Origin of the sequence: Allosphingosinicella sp., assembly GCF_036403745.1 — a bacterium.
Classification (GTDB): Bacteria; Pseudomonadota; Alphaproteobacteria; order Sphingomonadales; family Sphingomonadaceae; genus Allosphingosinicella.
Genome location: NZ_DASWQI010000005.1, coordinates 31,704 through 57,374, shown reverse-complemented (window position 1 = coordinate 57,374; position 25,671 = coordinate 31,704). Strand labels below are relative to the sequence as shown.

Annotated in this window: 23 protein-coding genes; 9 read left to right on the top strand and 14 right to left on the bottom strand. The window is 65.4% G+C overall.

Going from position 1 to position 25,671, the window contains the following annotated elements:
* The 4 genes from VGC56_RS00705 to VGC56_RS00690 form a co-directional block, all read right to left on the bottom strand.
* On the bottom strand, nucleotides 1–1,610 hold a 1,610-nt coding region (locus tag VGC56_RS00705), incomplete at its 3' end, for a chaperonin GroEL (protein WP_464122619.1).
* The gene (locus VGC56_RS00700; RefSeq protein WP_464122618.1) at nucleotides 1,610–2,173 is read right to left on the bottom strand and encodes a hypothetical protein; all 564 of its coding nucleotides are present in this window, start codon (nucleotides 2,171–2,173) and stop codon (nucleotides 1,610–1,612) included. The genes VGC56_RS00705 and VGC56_RS00700, both read right to left, overlap by 1 nt.
* Entirely contained in the window at nucleotides 2,170–2,910 is a 741-nt protein-coding gene (locus VGC56_RS00695) for a hypothetical protein (protein ID WP_464122617.1), read from the bottom strand. The genes VGC56_RS00700 and VGC56_RS00695 overlap by 4 nt, the downstream gene beginning before the upstream one ends.
* Nucleotides 2,911–3,276: 366 nt before the next feature.
* Nucleotides 3,277–3,495 carry a hypothetical protein gene (locus tag VGC56_RS00690; protein WP_464122616.1) on the bottom strand — a complete coding sequence of 73 codons (219 nt, stop codon included), beginning with the start codon at nucleotides 3,493–3,495 and terminating at the stop codon, nucleotides 3,277–3,279.
* A 423-nt stretch (nucleotides 3,496–3,918) separates the two neighbouring features.
* Here VGC56_RS00690 and VGC56_RS00685 point away from each other — a divergent pair, with 423 nt between their 5' ends.
* From VGC56_RS00685 to VGC56_RS00670, 4 genes are all read left to right on the top strand, one after another.
* Entirely contained in the window at nucleotides 3,919–5,526 is a 1,608-nt protein-coding gene (locus VGC56_RS00685) for a copper amine oxidase (protein ID WP_464122615.1), read from the top strand.
* Between the two features lie 618 nt (nucleotides 5,527–6,144).
* Nucleotides 6,145–6,768: a hypothetical protein gene (locus VGC56_RS00680; protein ID WP_464122614.1), complete on the top strand. Its 624-nt coding sequence runs from the start codon at nucleotides 6,145–6,147 to the stop codon at nucleotides 6,766–6,768.
* 12 nt (nucleotides 6,769–6,780) lie between these two features.
* Nucleotides 6,781–6,951: a hypothetical protein gene (locus VGC56_RS00675; protein WP_464122613.1), complete on the top strand. Its 171-nt coding sequence runs from the start codon at nucleotides 6,781–6,783 to the stop codon at nucleotides 6,949–6,951.
* A 428-nt stretch (nucleotides 6,952–7,379) separates the two neighbouring features.
* Nucleotides 7,380–7,622: a hypothetical protein gene (locus VGC56_RS00670; RefSeq protein ID WP_464122612.1), complete on the top strand. Its 243-nt coding sequence runs from the start codon at nucleotides 7,380–7,382 to the stop codon at nucleotides 7,620–7,622.
* 242 nt (nucleotides 7,623–7,864) lie between these two features.
* On the opposite strand, the gene VGC56_RS00665 is transcribed toward VGC56_RS00670, so the two are convergent.
* Nucleotides 7,865–8,473 (bottom strand): hypothetical protein, encoded by a 609-nt coding sequence (locus VGC56_RS00665; RefSeq protein ID WP_464122611.1) that lies wholly within the window; start codon nucleotides 8,471–8,473, stop codon nucleotides 7,865–7,867.
* Between the two features lie 1,058 nt (nucleotides 8,474–9,531).
* Here VGC56_RS00665 and VGC56_RS00660 point away from each other — a divergent pair.
* A complete protein-coding gene (locus tag VGC56_RS00660; RefSeq protein WP_464122610.1) occupies nucleotides 9,532–10,902 on the top strand; it encodes a serine hydrolase domain-containing protein in 1,371 nt (456 codons plus the stop codon).
* On the opposite strand, the gene VGC56_RS00655 is transcribed toward VGC56_RS00660, so the two are convergent.
* Nucleotides 10,893–11,156 (bottom strand): hypothetical protein, encoded by a 264-nt coding sequence (locus VGC56_RS00655; protein ID WP_464122609.1) that lies wholly within the window; start codon nucleotides 11,154–11,156, stop codon nucleotides 10,893–10,895. The two genes, VGC56_RS00660 and VGC56_RS00655, sit on opposite strands and share 10 nt — an antisense overlap.
* Complete coding sequence (locus VGC56_RS00650; protein WP_464122608.1) at nucleotides 11,153–12,346, bottom strand: MFS transporter; 1,194 nt, start codon at nucleotides 12,344–12,346, stop codon at nucleotides 11,153–11,155. Before VGC56_RS00650 ends, VGC56_RS00655 begins: the two co-directional genes overlap by 4 nt.
* Nucleotides 12,347–12,863: 517 nt before the next feature.
* Here VGC56_RS00650 and VGC56_RS00645 point away from each other — a divergent pair.
* The 4 genes from VGC56_RS00645 (at nucleotide 12,864) to VGC56_RS00630 (ending at nucleotide 17,757) form a co-directional block, all read left to right on the top strand.
* Entirely contained in the window at nucleotides 12,864–13,307 is a 444-nt protein-coding gene (locus tag VGC56_RS00645) for a hypothetical protein (protein WP_464122607.1), read from the top strand.
* Nucleotides 13,308–13,457: 150 nt separating this feature from the next.
* Nucleotides 13,458–15,053, top strand: a complete 1,596-nt coding sequence (locus VGC56_RS00640; protein WP_464122606.1) for a hypothetical protein — start codon at nucleotides 13,458–13,460, stop codon at nucleotides 15,051–15,053.
* Nucleotides 15,037–16,272 (top strand): aminotransferase class V-fold PLP-dependent enzyme, encoded by a 1,236-nt coding sequence (locus VGC56_RS00635; RefSeq protein ID WP_464122605.1) that lies wholly within the window; start codon nucleotides 15,037–15,039, stop codon nucleotides 16,270–16,272. Before VGC56_RS00640 ends, VGC56_RS00635 begins: the two co-directional genes overlap by 17 nt.
* A gap of 48 nt (nucleotides 16,273–16,320) precedes the next feature.
* Complete coding sequence (locus tag VGC56_RS00630) at nucleotides 16,321–17,757, top strand: amidase (RefSeq protein ID WP_464122604.1); 1,437 nt, start codon at nucleotides 16,321–16,323, stop codon at nucleotides 17,755–17,757.
* Here the strand turns inward: VGC56_RS00630 and VGC56_RS00625 are convergent.
* Genes VGC56_RS00625 through VGC56_RS00595 form a run of 7 tightly spaced genes read right to left on the bottom strand, consistent with a single transcriptional unit; the run spans nucleotide 17,721 to nucleotide 25,500 of the window.
* The gene (locus tag VGC56_RS00625; RefSeq protein ID WP_464122603.1) at nucleotides 17,721–19,400 is read right to left on the bottom strand and encodes a homocitrate synthase/isopropylmalate synthase family protein; all 1,680 of its coding nucleotides are present in this window, start codon (nucleotides 19,398–19,400) and stop codon (nucleotides 17,721–17,723) included. The genes VGC56_RS00630 and VGC56_RS00625 overlap by 37 nt on opposite strands.
* A gap of 44 nt (nucleotides 19,401–19,444) precedes the next feature.
* Nucleotides 19,445–20,200 carry a class I SAM-dependent methyltransferase gene (locus VGC56_RS00620; RefSeq protein ID WP_464122602.1) on the bottom strand — a complete coding sequence of 252 codons (756 nt, stop codon included), beginning with the start codon at nucleotides 20,198–20,200 and terminating at the stop codon, nucleotides 19,445–19,447.
* On the bottom strand, nucleotides 20,193–21,176 hold the full coding sequence (locus tag VGC56_RS00615; protein WP_464122601.1) for a TauD/TfdA family dioxygenase: 984 nt from the start codon (nucleotides 21,174–21,176) through the stop codon (nucleotides 20,193–20,195). Before VGC56_RS00615 ends, VGC56_RS00620 begins: the two co-directional genes overlap by 8 nt.
* The gene (locus VGC56_RS00610; RefSeq protein WP_464122600.1) at nucleotides 21,173–21,760 is read right to left on the bottom strand and encodes an alpha/beta hydrolase; all 588 of its coding nucleotides are present in this window, start codon (nucleotides 21,758–21,760) and stop codon (nucleotides 21,173–21,175) included. The genes VGC56_RS00615 and VGC56_RS00610 overlap by 4 nt, the downstream gene beginning before the upstream one ends.
* On the bottom strand, nucleotides 21,757–22,470 hold the full coding sequence (locus VGC56_RS00605; RefSeq protein ID WP_464122598.1) for a phytanoyl-CoA dioxygenase family protein: 714 nt from the start codon (nucleotides 22,468–22,470) through the stop codon (nucleotides 21,757–21,759). Before VGC56_RS00605 ends, VGC56_RS00610 begins: the two co-directional genes overlap by 4 nt.
* On the bottom strand, nucleotides 22,467–24,002 hold the full coding sequence (locus VGC56_RS00600; protein ID WP_464122596.1) for a class I adenylate-forming enzyme family protein: 1,536 nt from the start codon (nucleotides 24,000–24,002) through the stop codon (nucleotides 22,467–22,469). Before VGC56_RS00600 ends, VGC56_RS00605 begins: the two co-directional genes overlap by 4 nt.
* A complete protein-coding gene (locus VGC56_RS00595) occupies nucleotides 23,986–25,500 on the bottom strand; it encodes an asparagine synthase-related protein (protein WP_464122594.1) in 1,515 nt (504 codons plus the stop codon). Before VGC56_RS00595 ends, VGC56_RS00600 begins: the two co-directional genes overlap by 17 nt.
* Nucleotides 25,501–25,671 lie beyond the last annotated feature (171 nt).

Sequence of the window (25,671 nt, the reverse complement as noted above, 5' to 3'; positions counted from 1 at the left end):
CGCGTCTGCTCGTCATTGGCACCCGTCAGGCCGGCCAGAGCCCTCGAGGCATAGAGAAGCGCGGTGCCGCCGCCGGGGACGATGCCCTCCTCGACCGCGGCGCGAGTGGCGCTGAGCGCGTCGTCGACGCGGTCCTTGCGCTCCTTGACCTCCAGCTCCGACGAGCCGCCCACCTTGATGATGGCCACGCCGCCGGCGAGCTTGGCGAGGCGCTCCTGGAGCTTCTCCATGTCATACTCGCTGTCGGAGCGCTCGATCTGGCCGCGGATCGCCTCGACGCGGCCCTTGATGGCTTCCGAGGTGCCGGCGCCGTCGACGACGGTGGTCTTCTCCTTGTCGATGGTGACGCGCTTGGCCGTGCCGAGCATGTCGAGCGTCACCGTCTCGAGCTTGATGCCGAGGTCCTCCGTGATGACCTGGCCGCTCGTCAGGATAGCCATGTCCTCGAGCATCGCCTTGCGGCGATCGCCGAAGCCCGGCGCCTTGACGGCCGCGACCTTCAACCCGCCCCGCAGCTTGTTGACGACGAGGGTGGCGAGCGCCTCGCCCTCGATGTCCTCGGCGATGATCAGGAGCGAACGGCCCGACTGCACCACCGCCTCGAGGATCGGAAGCATCGCCTGGAGATTGGACAGCTTTTTCTCGTGAATGAGGATCAAGGGATCGTCGAGTTCCACCTGCATCTTGTCGGGGTTCGTGATGAAGTAAGGCGAGAGGTAGCCGCGGTCGAACTGCATGCCCTCGACGACGTCGAGTTCGAATTCGAGGCCCTTGGCCTCTTCGACGGTGATGATCCCGTCCGTTCCAACCTTCTTCATCGCCTCGGCGATCTTCTCGCCGACGATGGTGTCGCCGTTGGCCGAAATGATGCCAATCTGCGCGATCTCATTGAAGCCAAAGCCCTGCCCTCCGCGGGAGACCATCGCCAGGGCGGAAATCAACTGCTCTTGGATGGTGAGAACGGAGTCGGCGATCGCGGCGACGTCCACGGCCGCTAGGCCGGCCTGGAGGCAGGTGGCGGTGAAGCCCTCAGGCAGGACCTCGGCCTCTCCGATCCGGTAACTCGCGAGTGCGGGTGGAAGCCCATCGACCCCGACGCGCCCCGCGATTTTTCCGATGGTGGTCCCCCGGCGGGTGAGGAAGTCCGACCGGATGTCCCGTAGCGCGCGCTCGACGTCGGCGGGAGGACGGATCGAGCCGCCTATCGAGCGCTGCCCGAGGTGTTCAACCACCTGCGCCACGGCAATATCAATACCGCGCTTGAGGTCCATCGGGTTCATGCCGGCCGCGACCGACTTCATGCCCGCGTGGACGATCGCCTGGGCGAGGACGGTGGCGGTCGTGGTGCCGTCCCCAGCTAAGTCTTTGGTCTTCGAGGCTACCTCGCGCAGCATCTGCGCGCCCATGTTCTCGAACTTGTCCTTCAACTCGATCTCGTTGGCGACGGTGACGCCGTCCTTGGTGATGCGCGGGCTGCCGAAGCTCTTGTCGAGGACGACGTTACGGCCTTTGGGTCCGAGGGTGACCTTCACCGCGTCGGCGAGGATGTCGACGCCGCGGAGGATCCGCTCCCGGACGTCCCCGGAGAAGCGAATGTCTTTCGCTGCCATCAGCCCTTGCCCCAAGCCATAAAGTATCGGCAATGGCTCAAGAACCGCCGCGCCTCCTGCGGAAACAGGTTCCCGGTTGGAATATATTCTATCCGCGGTTGCTCACGGAATGCGTTGAAGATCGTCTTTCTCGCGTCCGAAACCCAGGGGGCGAGGCCTTCAATCTGGATTCCGTGGGTGAGGAACCAGATTTCGAATTGCTCGACCTTTCGGATTAGAAGGTCGTCGCGCTTGGCGGCGCCGAGGATCCGGATGCAAAGCTGCTCGAGTTCCTGCATCTTCTTTCGGTAGAAGGAGGCATCATCCGGGTCCGCCGAGGCGTCGACGATGGCGCCCACGACGCTGTGCAGCCGCTGCGACTGGAGGATGCTCGCAACCGGCCTGATGATGGCCTGAAAGCTGGCTTTCGGCTCCGCCTCCTTGAGGCCGAGGTTCGACAACAGCTCGTCGAGCTGACGGCACGCCTCCGCAAGGGTCGTAGGCTCGCCGTACCATGGTTGCCAGGCGGCGGGCTCCTCGCCGTCGAGAACCGCGAAGTAGAACGTTTGTGCGGGCTGGCTCATAGCGCGACTGCGTTCCGATTGCGCCGGCGGCGCCCTTCACACAGGGTCGCGAGATCGTCTTTATGGGCGGCTCGAAGCGATCCCAGGGTTTGCTCGATGCCGGCGGTCGGAGCATCTTTGAGGATCGTCGCCAAAGTCTTCGCGGCTTCGACGTAGGTGCGCGCAAATGCGGCTTCGTTCGGCTCCACCACCAGGCTGAGCTCCTCGGCGGTCGATCCGATCACCTCCAATTGCGCCTTCACCGGGGCATACGCAGCCTCGTAATTGCTTTCGTGCAAGCGGCTCTTTCTGATCGCCGCGGCGAATGGCCTTATCGACGCGGCCGCCTTCTTGAAGGCCCGCACAGCGTTGGCCTCGGTCCTTCGAAGCCAGTAAGCCGCGAAGAAGAGCAACGTGGCGAACTGTCCACCAATGAGGATCGTGACAACGGTCCTCCAGTCGATTGCTCGCCATGGGTCGAGGGCATAGGCGCCCGCGAACATTCCGCGGATCAGCATCGCGAGGCTAAACGACAGCCCGACGATCACAACTGTCCCCGACACACGCGGTAAGCCGTAGCGACCCCGCAGGTAGTCGTCTCGTGCGTGCGGCCAGACCAGCGCGAGGTTGAGCAGGGCCATCGCCGCGAGGCCGGATGCCAGGAGCCATGGCGTCCTGTCCGGCGCGATCGTCGCCGGCAGCTTGAGAACATCAAATCCGAGAGCGAGCAGCACGAAGACCAGCAAAAGCCCAAGCATGTTGATGTAACGGTCCTCTCCGACGCTTGGTAGCCATATCAAGCAATTTCGCCGCAACACTCCCTCCAGTTCGGGACCCTTCGAAGCCGGTTCACGCAAAAACTAAAGAAGGCTCGCGGTCTTCGCACTCCACGCCCCCGCTGTCGTTCATGCCTGTCGTGGTGATCCTGCGCAAGCGCGGTCTAGTCGGGATAGTACGCGCGGTCGCCTCAGCTCTGCGCTTCTGCTTGTCCGGCGAGGCGCTGGTGGACCGAAAGCTCTTCGCCGGGGCGTTAGGTTCTGGGTAACAGGGATCGAATGCAATCGGCAGCCACCTCCGGCGGCCGCGCCCCGGCACCCGGAGAGGGTGAAGAGGCGAACACGAGCCTAGCCTGCTGGGTTGGTGAACGCATACGTCTTCGCCGGCGTCTCGCCGGGCTGCTTCAGGTCTTTGAACCGTTCGTGCTCGCCCTTCGTCACGAGAATGCCACTCCATTGGCCCGAGAGACTCGTCCCCAAGAACCGGACCAGCAGAACAGAAGGCATCGGACCGCGTGCAAGCATTGCTTGCTGAATGTTGGGCGCAAAGCCGAGAAAATCGAGCACCTCCTTATCGGAATGGAGCCTCGCATCGGAGCGGCGCGGCCGCGCGAATTGCGTAGCGACCGGCGGTGCTTCGTGCTGCTGGAGCAGGCCTACGTTGGAAGCCGCTATTGGTCGCATTACCCGTATCGGCGCACCTGAGCTCGATTGGCTCTTGGACCGTACCGGAGTGTTGCGGGATTTGGTTGGTCAGGCGTGTAGTGACCGTCTGAGCATGCTGGCGAAGCCACCGAGCTCGGGCGCCACGGCAGTGTAACCGCGGATCTTAGCTAGCCGGCATTCCACCGTTTCGGTTGCGAAACTCATAGGGGGCGCCGAACGGATACCGTAAGTTGCGCTGCTTCTTCATTCTAGAAGACAAAAGACGAGGAGGGGGGCATCCTCCGTAGACTCGTCCAGTGCGCATCCTAACGGGGGAGGACGGTTATGGCCGACAATAGAATAGATGTTTCCGTACAGCCGTTTGGTCCTACGACGGAAGAGCTGACCAGGATCGGTCGTCAAGTGCTCGAACATTCTGCGTTGCAGAAATTCGTAGGGCACGCTGGAGCCCGATTGCTTTACGTAGAGGCTCTCGACGATCGCGAGAAATCCCCAGACGGCGCGCCGAAAGCGCCGACGCACTTTCGCGCAACGCTCTACGACGACAGGGAGCGCCGGGCGATATTCGCCGATGGCCTGCTCGGCGACCTCAAAACCTTGTCCGTTTCGGAATCCGGGATACCACCGGCCCCGTCCGATCAAGAATATGCGGCCGCAGTCGAGTTGCTCCATCGCGATGAGCGGCTGGCGGCCTCCTTGAGGGCAGAGCATGTTCAGCCCTACCCGCCCATCCCCGCGATGATCCTCACGGAGTTACCGGACGGCACCTTCGAGCGGCGCATTGCTGTCGGCCTCCTCCCGCGCGGCGGCGATGTCCGGCACGAAATCGTGGCGGTGGATCTCGCCCGTGCCTCGGTCATTCGCTTTCCCGGCGGGACACCGGGCACCCCGCATCCTGAAGACGCCGGCCTCTGCGGCGTCCCGCACGACGCTCACCAAGCCACGGCAAGCAAGGGAACGGCAGGCCAGGTGTGGGTCACGATCAAACAGGGAGGAACCACCCTCTGGCACTTCCTGGCGGTGCGGCCGGCCGCGTCGAGCGGAACGAACGGGTCGGGAATCGAGCTACGGTTCGTCGATTATAAGGGAAAACGCCTCCTCTACCGCGCCCACGTCCCGATCCTGAATGTGAAGTACGATCACGATGCATGCGGTCCGTACCGCGACTGGCAGTATCAAGAAGGGATGATCCAGGCCAATGGGACGGACGTCGCCCCCGGCTTCCGACTCTGCACCGGGCCGGCGCAGACGATCATGGAGACGGGGTCGGACACCGGGAATTATCTTGGCGTCGCCATCTACGTCTCAGGCAGCGATGTCGTGCTGGTCAGCGAGATGCAGGCCGGCTGGTATCGCTATGTGAGCAAATGGACGTTCGCTGCCAACGGCACCCTAAGTCCCCGTTTCGGCTTTGCGGCGATCGAGAGCCAGTGCGTCTGCAACGTCCACCACCATCACGCCTACTGGCGGCTCGACTTCGATATCGGCACCGCCGCGAACAACCGCGTCCAGGAGTTCAATGATCCGCCGCTGGTCGGCAACAGCAACTGGCATACGAAGACCTATGAGATCAGGCGGCGCCGCGACTACGGCCGCAAGCGCAAATGGCGCGTCTCAAACACGCGCACCGGCGATGCCTACGACATCGTGCCCAATGCGAACGACGGCGTCGCCAGCGCCCAGAGCGATGCGCCCTACGGGCGCGGCGATTTCTGGGTGTTGCGCTACCGCTCGACGGAGATCGATGACGGGTCCGTTGCGATCGGCCCGCCCTATGAGGCGAATATCGATCAGTGGGTAAATGGCGAGCCGGTGTCGGACCATGACGTGGTCGTTTGGTACGGAGCGCACTTCACGCACGACGTTCAAGGTCACGGGCCGTCCGATCCTGCGCATATCGTCGGCCCGGACCTCAAGCTCGTGAAGTGGTGACCGGGAAGCTCTCGACAGCCGCTCCTCGAGATCGCGTTCCGCCCTTGCGCAGCTAAGTCATTCAGAGGACGCGCACGATATGCTGGAGCTCACTCCCCTGGAGGCGGGCGGTTTGAGCTCGGTGCGGATCATCTACACGATAGCGCCCCCGGCGAAGAAAGGGCAATGAAGGACGATACGCCTTAACCAACGCGCTCAGCGTATCCTAACAAGCGGCGCGGCCCCGACATCAAGTCTGAAGGCCGAAATGGCTCATTCGGCCCCCTTCTATGAGTGACGGCGGCGGCAGGTGGTGAAGCATCTGCTCATGTGTTTCAACGAAACCGAAAACTATCTTGCATTCAGTCATCGGAAATGCATTATTTGGGTCGCTTCCACAACAGTGGAGGTCGAGGCTTGACACCCTTGCGGCTGGAACGGTGGCGGCTTCCCGCCAACCGGATGGCGGGCGCGCATGTCCAGGGCCGAGCGGCCTAAAGGCGCCCGCGCCTGTTCAGCCCAGGTTGTCAACGTCCGGTCCGCGGGGGCCGGCGGGGCCTGACATCGGGACGGCGGCCATGTTCGCCGGCAGGGAAGGGGGCGTCGATGATAATTCGTAGGTTCGGTTCTTTTGTCTCGGTGGCGATCGCTGTGGCTGCGGCTGGACCAGTCCGCGCGCAGGATGTGCCGCAGGCGCCATGGAAGATCGCCGACATCGGCCTTGGCGACACCCCCGCAGCTGTGGCGGCCACTCTTGCGCGTGCCGGTTATCGGCGGGACTGGCAGCTTGAAGGTCGCTCTTGGGAAGCTGAGGTCGCGGCCAAAGCCGCCTGGCTGAGGGGGATCCATGCTCCGCCCGAAACGCACGTAACCCAGAACGAGGTGTATCGGAAGGACCAGGAACGCCTGTTTGTCGATTACCTCGCCACTCCGGCCGGCCCCCTCCTCTGGCGCATCGAATATCGTATCCTTGCCAGGCTCGTCGACGAGGGGCGGTTTCGGGCGGCCGTCGGTCAGCGATACGGAGAGCCGAGGCGGCGCTGGACAAACGAACTCGCCTATTGCTCGCCGGCCGGGACGTCCTGCAACCTCTCCATATCGCCCGATGCACGGCAGCTGCCGACCCTCACAGTCCGGTTCAACGACATCACCGACCGCAGCATTGAACTGTCGCACGGGGAGCGGGCGGAGCGAAACTACGCGCAGGCTGTCATCCAGGAAGTCGATCGGCGGTACCCGAAGAAGCAGCAGCCGTCGTTCTGAGAGGAAGCCCAGATGCCCGACCTGGAGGAGCTCAAGGAGGTTCGCGCCGACGCGAGGCGTCTTCTCGGGCGCATGGATCTGCTCGAGCTCCACCTTCCGGCAGCGCATCTCTCGCTCGCACTCGCAGCGCTCGATGCCTATTTGAGCGATGCTGCTGAAAAGAGGCTAGCGCAAATTCACTGACGGCGTGCGGCGACTAGAATGTTGCCACACCGACCGCCAAGTGCCGCAGGGGAGATCAGGGGAAGGAGGCTGTAAAGCCGTTAAGTGAAGGAAAACTTGGCGGCGCTCACGCAGCCGAGGTCGCCATGCAGTCTCCCACGAAGTCTCCTATCGGGCAGCCCGCCGCGCAGCGGCGCGTCCGTGCGCTCATCGATCTCCTCGCGACGACGATGGCAGGGCGTGCCTCGATCGGAATCGATGATCCTCCGCCGGCCGCGGTTGCGGTTCAGCATCTATCGAGTCAGCGTCTCGATATTGCTGTCGCGCGGTCGGCGCGGGGCGAAGACGTGTGGCCGCAACAGGAGAGGGAGTTCCTCTCGTGGGTTCGTGGAAGGCGAACCTCGCTCATCGTTGCGCACCTGCGAGATTCACACCTAGGGAAGGCCGACGTGAGCTTCACCGTCATGCTCTTTGACGGCGGGACAGCGATACTTGAGGACTACGCGCTTTGGACCCGAGACAGCAGCAGCTGGTGGCTCGCAAGGGACAGCATCATCGCACTCCGATTGAGCGACCGAGGTCCCGTTCCGATGACAATCGTCCCTTGGAATTCCGCTGAGGAGAAGTTGCAAGGCTACAAACTGGCCGCCGGAATCGTGAGAGAGAGACTCTGGCCAAAGCCGGCGCGCTAGAGCCGAGCGAAACCGCCTCCTGGGAGCTGTTCCAGCAGACCTGTTCATCGGTGCTGCTCGCGCGCAAGTCGACAAAACCGTCCACGACGCACAGACAGCGCTGCGGCCGATTAGGAACGAGACCGACTGCAAGGGCAGGTGTCCGTGATCTGTCCTGCTCGAGATCATCGAGTGGCGGCGCGAGTTGCCAACGGGGAGGGCCAGCAGTTTAGACGGCGCCTGCGGTCGCGGGCGGGACGTCTTCAGGGATTCCTGGCGGGAATATGGCCCTCGACGTCGGGAGTCGGCCGGAAGGCCTGGAGCAGGTAAGCGCGGACATCGGACATGTCCTCGTGGCCGTACAGGTCCGGCCGCTCCTTCTTCAGCCTGCGGGCGATCTTGTCGAACGCCACTGCATTCGGCGTGTCAGGCGCGGAGGGAGCCGTCCCGGCCGCGGCTGCAGTTGCTGCGACCGGAGCGGCGATCGGCGGCATTGGCGGAAGTAGGTCGCTCCGCGCAGTCGCCGACAGCGCCGCCGAAATACGACCCGTGAGGTGCCCCTGGCGGTCGTTGACCCCAACCGAGTAGCCGTGTCCGGGCGTGAATCTCTCTGCGAGGAAGGCAAGGAAGGACGTGTGATCGAGGTCGGCGGAATAAATGCTGCCGGGTTGCACGAACGGAGAAACGAACCCGAATGGAAGATGGCGGCGATTTGGCTGGGGCCGATTCTCGATGATCGTTTTCTCAGCGGAAGGTACGAATTCAGGATCGAGTTTACGGATCGAGACGGTAAATTGAATATCTGTGCCTCGGACCCGTTCGAAGTCACACGGGACAGCGCCACGAAACCGCGCGCGCCGCACGACGCCCACTGCTTAACCGCTCCCCCCAAATCTGCTAGCCGCCTCACCTCGGCTACCCGCAGCGGTTTATATCGACGCCAGACACGTCTCGATAAATGAGATAGCGTACTTCGTCGGTTTCGCGGAACCAGCCTTGTTTTCTCGCGCCATCGAGCGGTGGACAGGCAAGAACCCTAAGGGCATTCCGTTCTCGAGAAGCGGAGGCGAAGAGCGAAAAATCATCGTGACGCAAGCTGGGGACCACTGGCCAGAGGCATCAAAATGATCTCTCACGAGCCTTGGGGGGCTAGCGAACGCCCTATTTCTTATTCGAGTTGATTTCAAAGGCGGGAATATTGAACTTGCGCCGGAGCTTCTGGAGGGTTCGGCAGCTCGGCGGCGTGGGATGTTCGAGGAACTGCTCCGAGCATGGCGGTCGCTTTGATCATGTCTCTCCGGAAACTCGGCATGCCGCATCCTTCAGGCGGAAGATCGGGGCCACCCGCCGGTAGCCGCAGGCACTCTGTAGCAGCCGAAATGCTGAAACTAAGCATGAGAAGCCCCGCAGTCGTCGCGTCTAATGCGTCACACATTTTGAGGCTGGAGTGGGCGGCCTGGGCGGCAAGTTGCGTGGTCGGGCTCAGCATGACTCGCAATAAGGGTTGGAAGGTTTTGCTGGGGCTGCGCTTGGTCAGCGAGTTCGGAAATATCCCTGATTGACAACGTACCTGAGCGTGCCTAATCTTTGATACGTTAGTTAAATAGGTGAGTCTTGCTTGTCAAACACACCGCTCAGATCTCTGAAATTCTGGCCGATTGATGCGGTGGACCGACTCGATAATAATCTTGTTTTGGTCCACACCGCTGAGCAGGTAATTTACATCTCGCGCCGATTGTCTGGAAACCGCGCCGTGGCCGCAGTGACTGGTCTTCCCCCTTGGGTCGTCGCCCTGCTTGTCAGTCTCTCGGAGCAGGTTCTTGGCGGAGCCCTGAGCCAGGACGCCGCGCGCAATATGGTCGAACATGCAGGAGCATTGGCCGTTGCGCTCCCTGCGGCGCGGCTCGAGCAGTAGCGCTGAGGACGGCGGGTGCTCCGTCGCGAACAGCGAGAGCAACTACAGGCTGTTGCACGGGGCGAGGGCGTCAATGCCGTCCACGCGCTGTGCATCCAGGGCGACGCAGCCTGGGAACTTGCGGTGGACGCGTGCCCAGATCGATCCGGTTTCGATCCCAGGGTTCTCTATCCCTTATGGTCGGCGACGAAGCCGTTCACGGCCATGCTGGTCGCCTCGCTGGCCGCGGCCGGAGAACTCGGTTTCGACGCGCCGATCAACACGATCATCGCCGTCGGTCCCGGCTTGCTCAGCAATGTCACCATCCGCGACCTTCTCTCCCATCAGACCGCTTTGCCCCCTCTGATCGGGGATGCATGGACGTCGCTGGCCGAGCGGATCGCGGCCGCTGCAGGAGCGACGGCGAGGTCCGCCGGCCCGCTTCTGAACTACCAGAGCTTTCACTACCTCCTCGTCGGCTATCTCGCGCAAGAGGCTACGCGCACGCCGTTCGAAGCCCTGTTAGCACGCTATATCCTGCATCCGGCGGGCGCACACGGTGCCTCTGTCCGGCCCGCGGGGTTGGTCCCCGAAGGCCGCCTGATCCAGCCGACCGGGACGGTGCCGCTTCCGCGCGAGTATCTCTGCGAGAATGCCGCGGCGCACGGCCTTCATCTCACCCCCGAGGCCATGGCCGCCCTCTTGCGCTGGACCCTCCAGACGGTGCCCCAGCTCGACGCGGCTACGAAATTCCTCACCCCCCGCGCCACCGCCGCCGGCTCGCTCCTGTTTCGGGTGTCGCACCCCTTCGTGGATGAAGTTTCGTACACGTCCGGCTGGTGGCGGGAGGTCTACGCTGGCCACGTGTTCTACCACCATCCGGGCCTCGGCTCGGGAGGCGAGTCCGCAATTGGCTTCTGCCCCGAACTCGACGCGGCCTATGTCATCTTCTCCGATACGCAACACGGCCCGCGTGCACAGACGAACGCTATTCAATGCACCCGATGGGCGATCTACGCACATTTGTGCGGAACGTCGCCGCCTTCCTTCCCAGCCGCGGCGAAGGGGCGCGCTTCCCTGATGCGATCGGTCTTCGCCGGATCGAGCGGCAGCGCACGAACCGCGCTCGCCGCCGACGAGGCGCGTGCGCTGTGCGGACTTTACGCGGCCGGCGACCGCCATGCGATCGAGATCGGTATCGAGAACGGTCAGGCCTATGTAGATTTCAGCGATCCGCGTCTGAAACGACGCTGGCTCTTCGGATCAACCGAAGACTGTGTCGGACGGCTTCTGCCGCGACAGGAGATAGACATCACCGGACCCGCCACTCCCTCGATCGTTTTCGAGTCCGCCGATACCGCCCGTACCGTTGCCGTGCAGGGCAGGCGGTACGATCGTCACGCCTGAGGGAGACGCGATCGTAGAACATGTTCCAAGGACGCAGCCATTACGGCTGGGCTGGAAACGTCAAGATCCGCCAGTGCTGCCCATTCGATGCCGAGGCCCGTCTCGATGAGAAGGAAGAAGCCGAGCAGGGTTACCGAGTCGATGCCCATGTCTTCGAAAGGAATGTCCCATAGGTCTTGACAACCTGCGGGACGCGGAAACGTCGCGGCGAGGCAATCTAGGATGGTGCTGCGGATGGTGGCCGCGTCGATCATCCGGCCTGCTTCCCCTTTAAGGCTCCGGCATCGCCTCCCTTGCCGGCGCCGCCAGAGGCTGCGAGCAGCCAGATCATCATCAACCCCGGGGCGATGGCGAAGCCGAGCGCATAGCCTTCGCGTTGCACGAGAGCGGCGAGCAGGAGCGGGCTGCCGCGATACCCCACTTCCGACAGCGCAACCATTCCCGCGATGATGCGGCCGTGTTCGGCCTCTTCTCCCATCTGAACGGCGTCGCTCGTCAGGCGCGGCATGGCGAGCCCGTAGCCGAGTCCAGCCACCAGACCGAGCGCCGGAAGCGCAAGGACAGTGAGGGCATTCCCGGCCGCCGTAACGGCCGGGACGGCAAGCGCAGCCGTGGCCAGAGTAAGCAGGTTGAACCGCGGGTTCAGGTGAAGGCGCCCGACAAGCAACCGACCTGCCGCGCTCCCGAACAGCGCCGCTGGGAGCAGGGCGGCAGCCCCGGTGGCCTCATTACGGGTAGAAAGGGTGGACGCCCAGGCCGGGCTGAATTGCGCCAAGACGCCGAAGCTGGCCGCCGCGAGCGCGAAGGGAACGCTCAGCGACCAGGGTACGATCCTGTGAACGGCACGGGGCGCACGTGCTCGATCCGCAGTGACGGCAGCCGAGGGTTCGGCGGATAACGGAATGAGCAGAGGGACCGATAGCGCGGCTCCGGCGAGGCCGATCAGGAGAAACGTGCCGGCCTCACTGCTCAGGATGCGCGCGCCGCAGGCGGCGCCGACCGCCGCGCCGAACTGGAACGCGACGCTGAGCTTACCGAAGCCGGCCGCCCGACGCGCCGGCGGCACTGACCGGCTGACATAGGCGAACATCGGCGTGATCGCGACGAGATGCCCGAAGCCCTGCAGAGCGCGCAGGCCGAGAAGGGCCCCCCGTGCATTCGGGCCGACCGCGGCCATGACCACCTGCGCGAGCATGAACAACAGTACTCCCGAGGCCGAGACGAGGCCAAGTCGTCCTACGCGCGAGACATGGTCGCCAATTCGGGTGGACAATGCCAGGAAGGGCAAAAGCGACACTGCGACAAATGCACCGATGAACAGCGCATCTGCACCACTTCGCCTGAGGTGGTAGGCAAAAACGACGGTGAATGTGCTCGTGAACGCATAGGCAGCGGCAGCAAGCAGCACGGTTACCTGAAGATGCGGGTTTTCACCACCGTTCATGCGAGAACGGCTCGCAGACGATTGCCGCGGCGGATAACCGCAGAGCTTGAGAGAAGCCCAAAGCCCCGGCGGACCTGTAAAGACGCGATCACAGCAAAGACAACTCCCGGTAGTTTTCGTCTGTAAGGGCTACTGAACCCTAGTCCCTGATGGGAACCAGAACGGCTAACGGCTAGCGATGACCCTCTCAAGAATGACAGCGATAACAAGCAGACGCCGCGGTGGCGGCAGAGGCTAGGTCGATGACGCCGCCAGCATCAAGGTTGTTTTCTATGCCCAGCCGATTCCATAACGCTCCGAGTGCCATCGTGTAACGACTCACTATTTTTCCAAGCACTTGGCCCCTTTGACTACCAGGAATCCGAGTGGCCTCGAAGAACATTAGCAAGAATGTGGCTAGAGTCGAGACAATCCTCCAACTCGTGCTTGACATGGTGCAACATGAAACCCACACTCGTTTCGCCTCGGAAATCATAATCGATTCCGAGTCATCGACACGATCAAGAAGGGGCTGATCATGGGCACGGGCAAATCTGGAGGCGGAACTTACAACCGCGAGCTTAGCCAGGAGGAATTCGATTCAGTGGTGAGGTCCGCGGGCGGCATGGCCGCGTCGATGCGGGGCGTGATCGCCTCGCTGCGCGGGCAAATTGCGTCGGCAAGAGGGATTCACGCCTCCTTGCGCGGCGTCGCCAGTTCGGTTGCAGGCATCAGCGGAAGCTCGGTCGGCCTTGCCGCCTCGATGCGCGGCCTCGCCGCTTCGGTGAGCGGTCTCGTCGCCTCCCTGCAGGGCGTGGTGGGTTCGGTCCGTGGAACGGCCGGTTCGCTCGCAGGATCCATGCGCGGCGGCGCGGCTTCCGTTCGGGGCGGCGCGGCTTCCGTTCGGGGCGGCGCAGCTTCCGTTCGGGGCGGCGCAGCTTCCGTGCGAGGCAAAGCCGCTTCCGTGCGTCCCGCCAAGTAAAGCCGTCACGGCCGGGCTTGATGCACGGCCGCTGGGCCGAGCGGTTGCCGGCGCTGGAGACGATCGCGCGAGCGGGGTCCGGCGCGGACGTGCAACCCGCTCCGCCCGAAGATGGCCTCGGCGGTTTCTGCCGGAAGGGGTGCCGCAGCGATGATGATACGTTCTCTGACGAGACTCGCCGGCGTGCTGGCCGTCGCGCTGTTGCTCTGCGGCGCACCCTCCGCGTCCGCGCCGGGCGGGAGCACGAGGCCCGGGTCCCCCGGCACGAGCCAGCCCGGCAATGTCGATTACGACATGTATTTCAACAGTCCCGTGTTCGACGATCCGCAATGCGCGATGGAGGCGGTCGACGGCCGCCTGCGCATCGACCCGGCGCTCACCAACGCTGCGATGTCGTGTCCCGACATGCTCGCGTGGAAGGTGTTCATCGAAACCGTCCGGCAAAATTTCATAACCGAGTGGACGAGCGGGGACCTGATGTGGCCGGCCGAGCCTCTGCCGCTATGCCCGTCGGCGCAGGGGCAGCCCTGCTGCATGCCGGGCAGCAGCAGCAATCCGGGCTATTCGGATTCCAGCGACCCCGGCCGCCACTGCCCTTTCTATACCGGCGGTCGCAATCAGCCGGTCGTGGCGGCGCTCACGGCGCACCGGAAGGACAATTCGCGGGTTGTGGGCCTCCCGGAAATGCACGGTCCGGTCTCGATCACGACGAAGCCGGTCTCCTTCTACAACCGGTCGATGTACGACTATGCGTTCAAGAACAATCTCTACAACAGCGACGGCCTCGTCACCGTCCTCAACAACGCGAACGCGGATCTCGACACCAACTCGCCCTTCCGTGTGCGAAGCGTGCCGGGCCGCCTTACCACCATCTCCTTCAAGATCGACGGATGGATGGTCCGCTCCCAATGGATCAGCAAACAGGACGCGATTGCGGCAGGCGTCAAGGACGATCCGCAAAATCCCTTCATCAGGATCGTTCTTGGCGCCCACCGCAATTATAACTTCAACCCTGAAACCTTCCCACCGGGCGAATATTGGCTGATGTCCTTTCACCTGTCGACGAAGGACATCCCGGTGTGGTTCTGGGCGGATTTCTGGCACGTCAACGCCCCCGGACGCTGCGACTATACCGGCTGCAACGACAGCTACGGCTATTTTTCCGGCTCCAACGTTCCAGCCGGTGTCTCGCGCAATTTCATTCCCCCCGCGACGCGTCAGGCGCCCGCGCGCGACGGCGGCATGGCCCAGCTCTATATCACCGGAACAACCTATCCCGCCGGCACGGCAACTCCGGCACTCGCGACGCTGCTTCGCAAGATGGGCATCGGCACCGGCGCTGCGGCGGGCCCCATGCCGGCACCGGGCGATCCGGCTTGGCTCAGCTATCGGCTGCGGGGCTCGCAATGGGACTTCACAGATCCCGCCGGGCGGCCTTCCTACGTCGGAGCGACCGCTTCGAACGGCGGTATCGTCACCGGCACGTCCTGCGTCAGCTGCCACGCGACGGCAGGGACGCTGGCGACCGGTCCATCGCCCCAAGTGCTCGGGGTCTATTTCAACTGGGCAGGGGCACCCAATGCGGCCAATTTCAACCTCAACGCGCGGCCGGCGACGAACCTCATCCTGCAGAACGATTTCGTCTGGGGGTTCATGCACACCGTGCCGCTTAAAGCTGCGCCGGCTCCGGCAGGCACGGCGGCCGGTCGCCCGTCCCCGGGAGGGCGCCGTGGCGGATCTCGCTAACGATCCGTGGGCGGGAGTCGCCGCCGAATTCTCGTTCGTACCCGGCCTCACTTATCTCAATACCGGCTCCGAAGGATCGATGCCGAGGCGCCTCCAGGCGGTGCTGGGCGAAGCAGTCGCGAAATGGGCGTCCAGCCCGTCGCAGGCCTTTTTCTTCGATCCGCTCCTCGACTCGAAGGAGACCGCCAATCGCGCGCGGATGGCCGCGTTCGTTGGTGCCCGGCCGCAGGAGATCGTCCTTACCGACAACACGACCATGGGACTTGCCATGGTGATCATCGGCTTTCCGTGGCGGCCGCGCGACGAGGTCGTCACCACCCAGCACGATCATTTCTCAATGTATTCGCCGCTCGGCGTGGCCGCCAGCCGCGTCGGCATCGACGTGGTCGAGCTGCCGCTTCCCAGCCCCCCGGAACGCCCCGCCCAGATCATCGACGCCTTCGAGGCGGCGATCACCCCGAACACCCGCGCCTTCTGCTTCTCCCATATCACCTTCACGACGGGCTTGCGGATGCCGGTCTCGCAGCTGTGCGCGCTCGCCAGGTCGCGCGGCATCGCGACCATCGTCGACGGCGCGCATGCCTTGGGGATGCTGGATCTGTCGCTGCACGATCTCGGCTGCGACTTCTACGCCGCCTCGGGCCACAAGTGGCTGAACGGCCCCCCCGCCACCGGCATCCTCTATATCCGAGACGCTCAGACGAACCCCTGGAATCTCGCGGCGGTCATCTCGGAGAAGAGCGCCTCGGTCGGCAACGGCCTCACCATAGCGGAGGCGCTGCAGAAGCGCGGCGAGCTCGGCGGCCCTGCCTATCTGACGCTCGCCCGGACCGCGGACTTCGCGGACACGATCGGCAAGCGCGCCATCGAGACCCGTATCCTCACGCTGTCGGACATCGTGCGCCGCCGCGCGGCCGAGCTGTGGGGTGAGCAATGTCTCTACAGTGTCGGCACAGCGGCGGACACGGACGCGATGCGGTCCGGCCTCGTCGCCTTCCTGCCGTCCCGCGACCCCCTCAGGGCCTATGACGCCGACTTCGTCAACGGCATCGTCCAAACCCTCGTTCAACGCGGCATCTGGGTGTTGTGTACGCAATTTCCGAACGCGGCGGGAGACACGACCCGGCAGATGAATGCGTTGCGGGTTTCGACGAGCCTCTACAACAATGAAGACGATGTGGATCGGTTGTTCGCGGCGCTCCGGGCGATCTATGACTGAGCGGGCGGACCCAGACGGCAGGGTCTCCTGTCGCGAGGGAGATTGGAATTGAACGGCCCGCAGCACGAAGCAACCGCCCTCGAACTAGCGGCAATGCTCGCCAGCGGCGAAATTTCGTCGGTCAAGCTGACGGAGTATTTTCTGCGCCGGATCGACGCGCTCGATCCTCGCTACGGCGCGTTCCGCCTGGTTCTCACCGAGCGCGCCCTCGCGCAGGCGCGGGCGGCGGACGAAGCCTTTTCCCACGGTAAGCGGCTGGGTCCGCTGCAGGGCGTTCCTTATGCCGTGAAGGACCTGTTCGACGTGGCCGGTGTACCGACGACGGCGGGCTGCGATCTTCTGGCGGACAACAACGCCGCCACCTCGGCCGCCGTGGTGCAGGCGCTCGACCGGTCGGGCATGGTCCTGCTGGGAAAGACCAACCTCGTCCAGTTCGCCCACGGTTCGCTCGGCATCAACCTCAACCAGGGCACGCCGCTCAACCCTTGGGCGGCTGTTCCTGTCGCCCCGGGCGGGTCGAGCAGCGGTTCGGCGGTGGCGGTCGCGACCGGCATGACGCCCGTTGCGCTGGGGACCGATACCGGCGGCTCGATCCGTGTACCGGCCGCGCTCAACGGCATCGTAGGCCTGAAGACGACATACGACCGCATCAGCCGCGAAGGCGTCTATCCGCTCAGCCCCACGCTCGACACCGTCGGGGTCCTGGCGACCTCGGCGGCCGACGCCGCGATCCTGTTCGAACTCATGCTTGCGGCCCCGCACCGCGCGCCCGCGAGGGCGAAGCTCGCGCCGCCGACCGTGAAGGGCCTGAGTCTGGCCTTCGCCGACAGCTTGTTCGAAGGCGTCGACGAGGATGTCGCGCGCGCGGTGATGGAGGCGGGCACTCTGCTGGCCGAGCTCGGAGCGTCCATCGAACATATTCCCTTTCCCGAGGCGCAGGCCGCCGTGGACGACAATCCGCACGGCCTGATCAGCGCGGTCGAGGGGTACCGGCAGAACAGCGCTCTCATCGCCACCAACTCGCCGTGGCTTGACCCGATGGTCGTCCAAAGCTTCGCCGCCGGCTCGACCGCGCTGGCGGTCGACTATTATGACGCAATCAGCGGGCTGGCCCCGTTGCGGGCGAAGACCGCGGCGGCGCTCGGGCCCTATGACGGCCTGCTGGCTCCGACCTTGCCGACAGCGGCGACGCCGATCTCGCTCATCAGCCAGTCGGGCGACGCCTACGAGCAGGAGAATTCCACCTATGCGCGGATCACCAGGGTGGGGAACGTTCTGAACCTGTGCGGGGTCAGCGTGCCTTGCGGCTTCTCGGCGGCAGGCTTGCCGATCGGTCTGCAGATCATGGCCACCGCGGATCGTGAGGCCCTCTTGCTGCGCATCGCCGGAGACTATCTGCAGGCGAGATGGGGCGGGAGGATACCCCGCCCGCCGTCACAGATGCGCGATCACTCGGCCGCCTCCGCCTGCACGAAGGTGTCGTAGATGCTGCGGATCGTGCGCACCGACTCGAAATTCACCGCGCGGCCGGCGAGCGGCGCGCCGGTCAGCTTCTCGAGGAAGGCGTAGAGCTCAAGCAGGCCGAGCGAATCGAGGACGCCGGTCTCCAGCAGGTCCATCTGGTCGGTGAAGCAACCGGGGGACAGGCCGGACGTCGTTGCCAGGAAATTGCGGATCGCCCGCGTCTCCGCATGCCGTGCTTCGGGCGCGGCCGAGGCGTCCCGGCCGCACTTCGCCGCCTGCCCCTCCGGCGGTAGTCCGGCTGGCGGATCGAGCAGGCTGCCCTCATAATCGCCATGGGCGACATGGTTGATGTAGCAGCCCTCGCCGCCGAGGACGCGATAGGAGTGAAGGGCGCCGGCCGGAATGAACATCGCCGCCGGGCTTCGCAGGGCGCGCACCTCGCCGTCGAGCATCACCTCGACCTCGAGGCCGGCCAAGCCCGGCCCGCTGCCGAGGAACATGAAGAGGCTGTCGCAAACGTGGCGATGGGGGTCGACATGGCCGGGCGCCGGTCCGTCCTGGTGCGGGATCTCGCGGACGATGCAATATTGGCGGGCGTGGCGGACGAAACGCTCGTCTATCATGACGTGCCGAAAGCCCGGGCCGGCACGGTGATGGCGTAGCTCGGTCGCCGATATCACCTTGGGTTTGACCACGAACTCGTCGATCGGCCGCTCCGCCGCCGGCTCCGCCACCGCAATCGTCCGCCCGACCCGCTCGGCGTCAAACACCGCATAGGCAAGGGGAGTCCGGAGCACCGCCTGCGTATGAAGCCGGGCGGTGTGGGTGAAGGCGTTCTTGCCGACGATCGGCCGCCGCTCATCGACCGGCGACCGCGTAACGGCGGCGACGTAGCGCGACAATTCCTGGAGCAGCGCCGGAGCGCGGAGAGGACGGTAGCCGGCGAGATCGAGATTGGCGAGAAAAGCGGTGAGATCGGTGATGCCGCACCGCTCGCCCAGGCCATTCACCGACGTCGAAACCCATCCAGCGCCCGCCTCGATCCCCGACCAGGCATTGGCCATGGCGAAGCCGCGATCGTCGTGGACGTGGATTTCCAGCTCGGTGCCCGGGAGCGCGTCCCGGATCGTCGCGATTGTCTCGGCGAAGCTTGCCGGCGTCATCGCCCCGAGCGTGTCGGCATAGCAGATACGATCCGCCCCTTCCGCCACCGCCGCGCGCAGGACATCGATCACCAGATCGAGCGGAGTGCGGGTTCCATCCTCCAGCGTGTAGCGCACCTTCAGGCCCTGCGCGCGGGCGAACGCGATCGAGCGGCGGATCATGTCCAGCACCGATTCCCGCGATTTCCCATGGAGCCGCGACAGCCGCGATATGCGATTGACCCCGCAAAAGATGCCGACCCAGTCGGACCCGCTCTCCTTGGCGGCGAGGATATCCTCGTCCCGCGCCCGCGCATGCGACAGCAGCGGCACCGACAGGCCGAGCCGCGACAGGGCCAGGATCCGCTCGCGCTCGTGCGGACCGACGATGGCGTGGCCGCATTCGATCATGTCGACGCCGAGGCCCTCCAGCATCCTCGCCACGTCCACCGCCTGGGCGTTCGTGAAGCGGACGCCCGGCGACTGATTGCCCTCCCGCAAGGTCGCATCGATGATTTTCACGGTACCGTCCATGAGAACATTGCCTCCACGTCTTGCGGTCAGTCTCACTCGATGTAACCGGCAACCATTTTGAGCGGCATGGCGATTGAGAGTGGTGGCCGCCCGGCGAATTCCTTTTCAGCCTCTTCGACGATGCTTGCGAGCTTGGTCGCGGTCCGATCGTCTTCCTGGCTTCTCTTGTAGGCCGACCAAGTCTGCATGTAGGCGATCAGCTGGGGAAGGGTCCATTTGACTTCGATCGCGAACGCCGGCGTCTGCAGCCGCCTGTAAGGAAAATGAATGTCGGCATTGCCGTAGCCGCGCCACAGAATGGCATTGTTGCGCGCCCAGAAGGGTTCGATCAGCGCGCGGAACGGCCGGACCAGCCGGCGCTCGACGTCGGGGTCGCAATCGAACCACGCATAGCCCCAGGCGCAGAACAGGGCGCCGGGCTTCGATACGCGCGCCGCTTCCGGCCAGAACCTCTCGTAATCGAACCAGTGCAGCGCCTGCGCGACGGTGACGAGGTCGAACAGCTCGTCGGGATAGTCGGTCTTCTCGGCGGCGCCGGGGGCATAGACGATATTGGGCCGCTTCTCGCCGTGCGCCACCTGCTCGACGCTGATGTCGCTGGCGTGGACGACTTTGAAATACCGGGCGAGATCGACCGCCGCCTGCCCGTTGCCGGTCGCGCAGTCCCACGCCGCCGCCCGCCCGGGGCAATGGGCGAGGAGCCATTCGTAGAGCGCGATCGGATAGCGCGGCCGGAAGACGGCGTAGGCATCCGATTTCTTCCCGAACGTATCGCGTGCATCAGTCATGATCGATCCTTCCGGCGGCGGTTCCCTGGCCTGCGTCCCGGCCAGAATGATGCTCGTACGCGGGCGCCACCCCCCCGCGGTTCGCGCCCGGCTCGCAGCAGCCGGTCAGCGGATGGAGGAACAGGGGCAGGCGCTCGCTGGCGAAGGGGGCGATCCACGTGCGCAGGGCCAGGCGCCGCCGGGGACCGTCGTCGGCGAACGAGGACCGCGCGTGCATCACCCGGTAATTGCCGAGTGCCAGCAGATCGCCGGGCAGGGGCGCGAAGCTGCGCTCCGCCCGCAGCGCGTCGAGAACGGCGTCGAAGCGGTCGAGTGCGTGGGCCTGACGGGAGGTGAGCCGCGGGCAATCGCCATGGCGCTGCGAGTCGGTGATGAAACGGCGGATGTAGTGCCCCCGGATGCCGCTCTCGGTCCGCCACAGGATAGGCCGCCAATGCCAGGCGATCGACGGGAAGGCGCGCTCCTCCCGCAGGTCGAACGGGAAGCCGTCGAACAGGGTCGCGCAGGCGTCGGGATCGACCTGCTCCAGCCGCGCCGCCGCCTCGTCATAGCCGACGACGCTGATCTCGCCGCCGGCCTGTGCGGCATGCACGTAGAGCAGCAGGTTCACGTCGCAGCGATCACTGTGGAAGGCGAGTTCGGCGCCGGTCTGGTGCCCCCGCGTCTTGTGGCTGGCATAATCCTGGCCGGCATCCTCGATCCGCGCGAGCCGGGTGCCGGCGGCGGTCTGCGCCACGATGAAGCCGAGTTCGGCCGAAATCTCGAGGAGGAGACGTTCGAGACAGCGCTCGTTGACCACGTCTTCGCTGTCGAACAGACGCAGTCTCACCCAGCCGCATCGGTCGAGCCGGTCCTGGACAAGGGCGGCAAGCGGCGCCGCCGCCGTCGAAGGAGCGCCGGCGCACCCGGCCGCCGGAACGGCGACAGCGGCGAGAACCGCGCAGGCAAGGGCTGAATCCAGCGGCGCCGCCCTCATTGCGAAGCCTCGGCAAAGGCGGCGCCTTCCACCCAGGCCGCCGAGAAAGCGTGGGGCAAGCGGGCGGCGACGCGATCGCGCACGTCGCTTATGCCGGCATCCCTCAGCCGTTCAACCGTGCGCCGCACCTGGCCGCGGCGGATATACTGATCGCCCTCGGAGGAATGGAGGTGAACGATGGTGTCGTGCCGCGCCGTGCCGCGCCGCGGCGGACCGCCCGCGGGGAGGTAAGCGGCGAAACTGTGCACCGCCGCGATCGGCAGACTTCCGCGGCATGCGAGGTCGAGAGCCAGCATCCCGCCCTGCGAGTGGCCGAACAGGCGGATCGGCCCGTCCCCGTCCGGGCAGGTGCGAAGATGCCCGGCGATCGCCGCCTCGACCCGGTCGGCGGATTCGGCCAGCATCGCGGCGAGGCGGCTCTCGACACCGCTGAACGGGAACCAGCGGCGATGACCCGTGAGCGCCTCCGCCTCAAACCCGTCGAGGAAGACGGCGCCTGGGGCCAGCAGGGGCGCGAACGGCTCCCATTCCTTGCGAAACAGCGCCGCCGAGCTGCCGAAGCCGTGCAGCAGGAAGTCCGTCATGCCGGACCGCCGATTTCGCGGCATCCACCCGACCCGATCTCGACGGCGGATTCGTTGAGAGCGGCGGGCGGGCAGACCGCGAACGCGAGGACGAGGCCGGTTCGCTCGCGCGCCGTTTGGTTGCGGCCACTCGAATGCACCGCCCTCTTGTCCATCAGGATGCAGTCGCCGACTTCGGCACACAGCTCGACCGGCTCGCCCAGCGCCGATACGTCCATGACCTTGTGATAGGGGTGCGACAAATCAACGTAGAGGGCGCCCGGCGGCCGCTTGTGACTGCCCGGCAGGAACCGCAGGCAGCCGCTGCCCGCCGGCACGGGCGTCAGCGGCACCCAGGCGGTCAGCCCGGCCGCCGACGCATGGCCCCAGAGATCCTCGTCGCAGTGCCAGCCGACGGTCGAGTCGCTCCGCGGATATTTGATGAAGGCGGCCGAGCGGATCAGGAAGGGCCGCTCCCCCAGCGCCCGCACCACGAGCGGAAGCACGCCGCTGCGCTCGAGGAAGGCGCTCCAGAAAAGCGGGTCCGCCTGCCACAGCCGCCGCAGCTTGATCGGCCGCGCGTCGGCGCGATTGAACAGGTCGAGGGTCGAAGGAATATCGGTCCGCGACCGGTTCCTGCGCAGCCAGCGCAGCGCATCGCCGGCGGCCCGTGGGTCCACGACCCGCTCGAAGCGGGCGAATCCGCGCGCCTCATAGTCGCTCTCGGTCATCCGCGAGCCTCCTCCCGCAATCGTCCTTCGCGGTGCATCTGCATCAACAGGTTGCGCTGGATCTTGCCGTTGGAGTTGCGCGGCAGCCCCCGCTGCCAGACGTAGAGCGCGTTGGGCAGCTTCGTCGGCCCGAGATTGTCGCGCACCCAATCGAGCAGCACGCCCTCCTCGACCGGCTCCGAAACCTGGACGACGACGCAAAGCTCGTCTCCGGACGGCAGGTCGCGGCCGCGGAACGCGCAGGCGTCGACCACGTTCGGCGCCCGGCGCAGATAATGTTCGAATTCGCCCAGATAGTAAGTGTAGCCGCCGCGCAGCACGACGTCCTTGAGGCGTCCGCGGATATAATATCGCCCATCCGCGTCGCGCTCTGCGATGTCGCCCGTCTTCAACCAGCCCTCCGACCAGGACGCTTCTGTCCCGGCAGGATTGTGCAAATAGCCATCCGTCAGCATCGGACCGGCGATCAGCAGCTCGCCGGCTCCGGGGCCCGATAGGTCGCGTTCTTCGGCGTCGATCAGCCGGGCGCGTATGTCGACCGGATAGCCGATCGATTCCGAAGCGCCACCGTCGGTCGCCCGGCAGCCGAAGAAGACGGCGAAGGTGAGCTCGGTCAGGCCGTAGCTGTTGTAGACCGTGACCGGATAAGCGGCTTCGAGGCTGCGAAGCTCCGGCTCCGCGACCGGTGCGGCCGAGCAGAAGGCGAGGATGGGTCTCCCGCCCGGACGCGGCGGCAGCGCGTTGAGCAGCCGTACGAGTGGCGGCACCAGATAGACGAAGTCGGTTCCGTCCTCGGTCGCCGCCCGCCATGCCCTCGCGGCGTTGGCGATGGTGAAGGACGGATAGATCGTCGTCCCCGCCCCGACTTCGCGCGGCAGGAGGAAGCAGACGCCTAATATGCCGAGGGAATTCAGTTCGAACAGACAGGCGCACCGCTCCACCGCGGCGAAATCGTGTACGGAAAGGCAGGCGCGGTAGGCGGAGCGGATCCGGCGATGGGTTATCGCCACGCATTTAGGGTTGTCCGTCGTGCCGGAGGTCGCCGCATAGAGGGCCACCGCGTCCGGATCGACGGACGGCGGCAGCGGCGCGAAGGTCGCTCCGTCCGCGCAGGCGCGTGCGGGATAAGGGCGAATGGCGGCCGCGTATCTGCCGGCCGCCGACCAGCCGGCTTGCGCGAAGATCGTGCGGCAGCCGACCAGCGCGATCAGGTCCTCGACGATCGCCGGGCCCCAATTGCGGTCGATGAGGAGGACCCCTGCGCCAAGGCGCCAGAGCGCGTTGACGAGGACATGGAAGGCAATTCCGGTGGCGCAGACGATGGCCACCGGCTTGCCCGCGGCTATGTCGCTGCGCAGCATCCCCGCCGCCGCGGCGACCTCGGCGTCGAAGCCGCGCCAGTCGAGCTGCTCCTCCGCGCCGGCGGCCGTGCAGCGCAGGGCCATGTCGTCCGGTCGGCGCGAGGCCCAATAGGCCGCCACCCCGTCGAGGGTCAGCTCCGTGGGCGCGATCCGGTTAGCCGCGGTCGCCATCCGCAGCTCCATTTTCGATCAGGAAGGTCAGCGACATCAGCAGGCAGGCGCAATCCGCGTCGAACGAGTCCGGCCGCGACAGCAGGCCGAGTGCTTCATCCACTCGATCCGCATCCAGCACAGCCCCGGCGGCGGCAACGATCCGGCGGTGCAGCGGCGCGCGCGCCAGGCAGCGCATCAGCATGTCGTCCGAGGTCTTGAAGCGGACCTTCGGACCGTGCGCGCGCGGCCCGAGATCGTCCGCATAGACTTCGCGCAAGGCGGTCTTGCCGGGCGCTCGGCTCAGCTCTTGCCACGGAATGGACATGGCCACGGCCGGAATCCCGTTGTGCAGAAACGGCACCCGGCCCTCGATCGAGCGCGACATAAGGCAGAGGTCGCTGCGAAGCAGCAGGCGGGTAAGCCGCATCTGCACCTCGATCGTGCGGAGATCCGCGGCGCCTGCGTAAAGCTGCCCGAACCGATCGCGAACCGCGTCCGCGGCGCTTTTGCCGAACAAGGCGTTCACGATCGCATCCCGGGGCGGGTGCCGATAATAATTCAGCTCGGCCCCGCCACGGACCTTCGCATAGCTCGCATAGCCGGCGAAATATTCGTCCACCCCCTCGCCGAGGATCAGGGCCCGGACGCCCGCCTCGGCCGCGCCATCGGCAAGGCGCTGGTAGAGGGCGAGGCTCGACATGGTGGTGGGTTGACCGAAGGCGTGCGCCGCGCTTTCGAATGCGTCCAGGAAATCGGCATCGTCGATCGGGATGACGACGTGCTTCCAGCCGCGCCACACGCCCTCGGGCAGGCCAAGCTCAGCGAGCGATTCGAGCCCGTCGTCAGCGCCGTTCGCGCGGACCGTGACGCAGGTGAGATCCTCGACGCCGAGCGCGTTCAGCTCGTAGGCGAGGATCGTTGAGTCGAGGCCTCCGCTCAACGCAAGGCCGAGCGGTCCGATGCCGAGCGTGCTGCGGGCGACGGATGTCCTGATCCTCTCCCTCAGCATTCCGGCGTCCCCGCGCGGGGCGGGCGGAGCCAGGGCGCCGTTCTTCGGATGAAGGCGGACCATGCCGTCCCTCACCTCGACATCGTTCTTCCAGGCGAGGAAGGCGTCGCGCACCCACGTCTGGTCGCTCAAATACCAGCCATAGGCAAACAGCTCGGCGAGCGCTCCGGAATGGACGCGGGGCCGCCCGCCCAGCTTCAGAAGGGGTGCGAGCTCGGAGCAGAAGCCGATCGCCGCGCCCTCGCGGCGGAAGAACATCGGCTTGATGAAGTGGGGATCGGTCGCGAGGACAAGCGCGCCGGCATCGCCGGTGTAGCGGGAATAAGCGTACATTCCGTCCGCGTCCCCGCCCCGGAGCGCTTCGACTTCGCGCTCGAGACCGTCTTCGATCCCGCAATAGCCGCCGGGAGCGAACTGGCCGTAAATCTGGCCGTTATAGGCTGAGATCGCGTCGCCCGCGCGGATCGGGAGCTGTGTGTCGGGCCCTCTGAATCTCAGCCGATGCATGCCCATCTGCAAACGGTGGTCCCGATAGACGCCCGCTGCGTCGGGGCCACGATGCCTTACGGCCGCGAACAGTCCCTCGAAGCCCGCCCCGGCCCCGTTTTCCGCATAGATGCCCGCTATTCCGCACATGGCGACGGCCATTGCGGTTCACAGGTCCGATCCGCCCGCCGC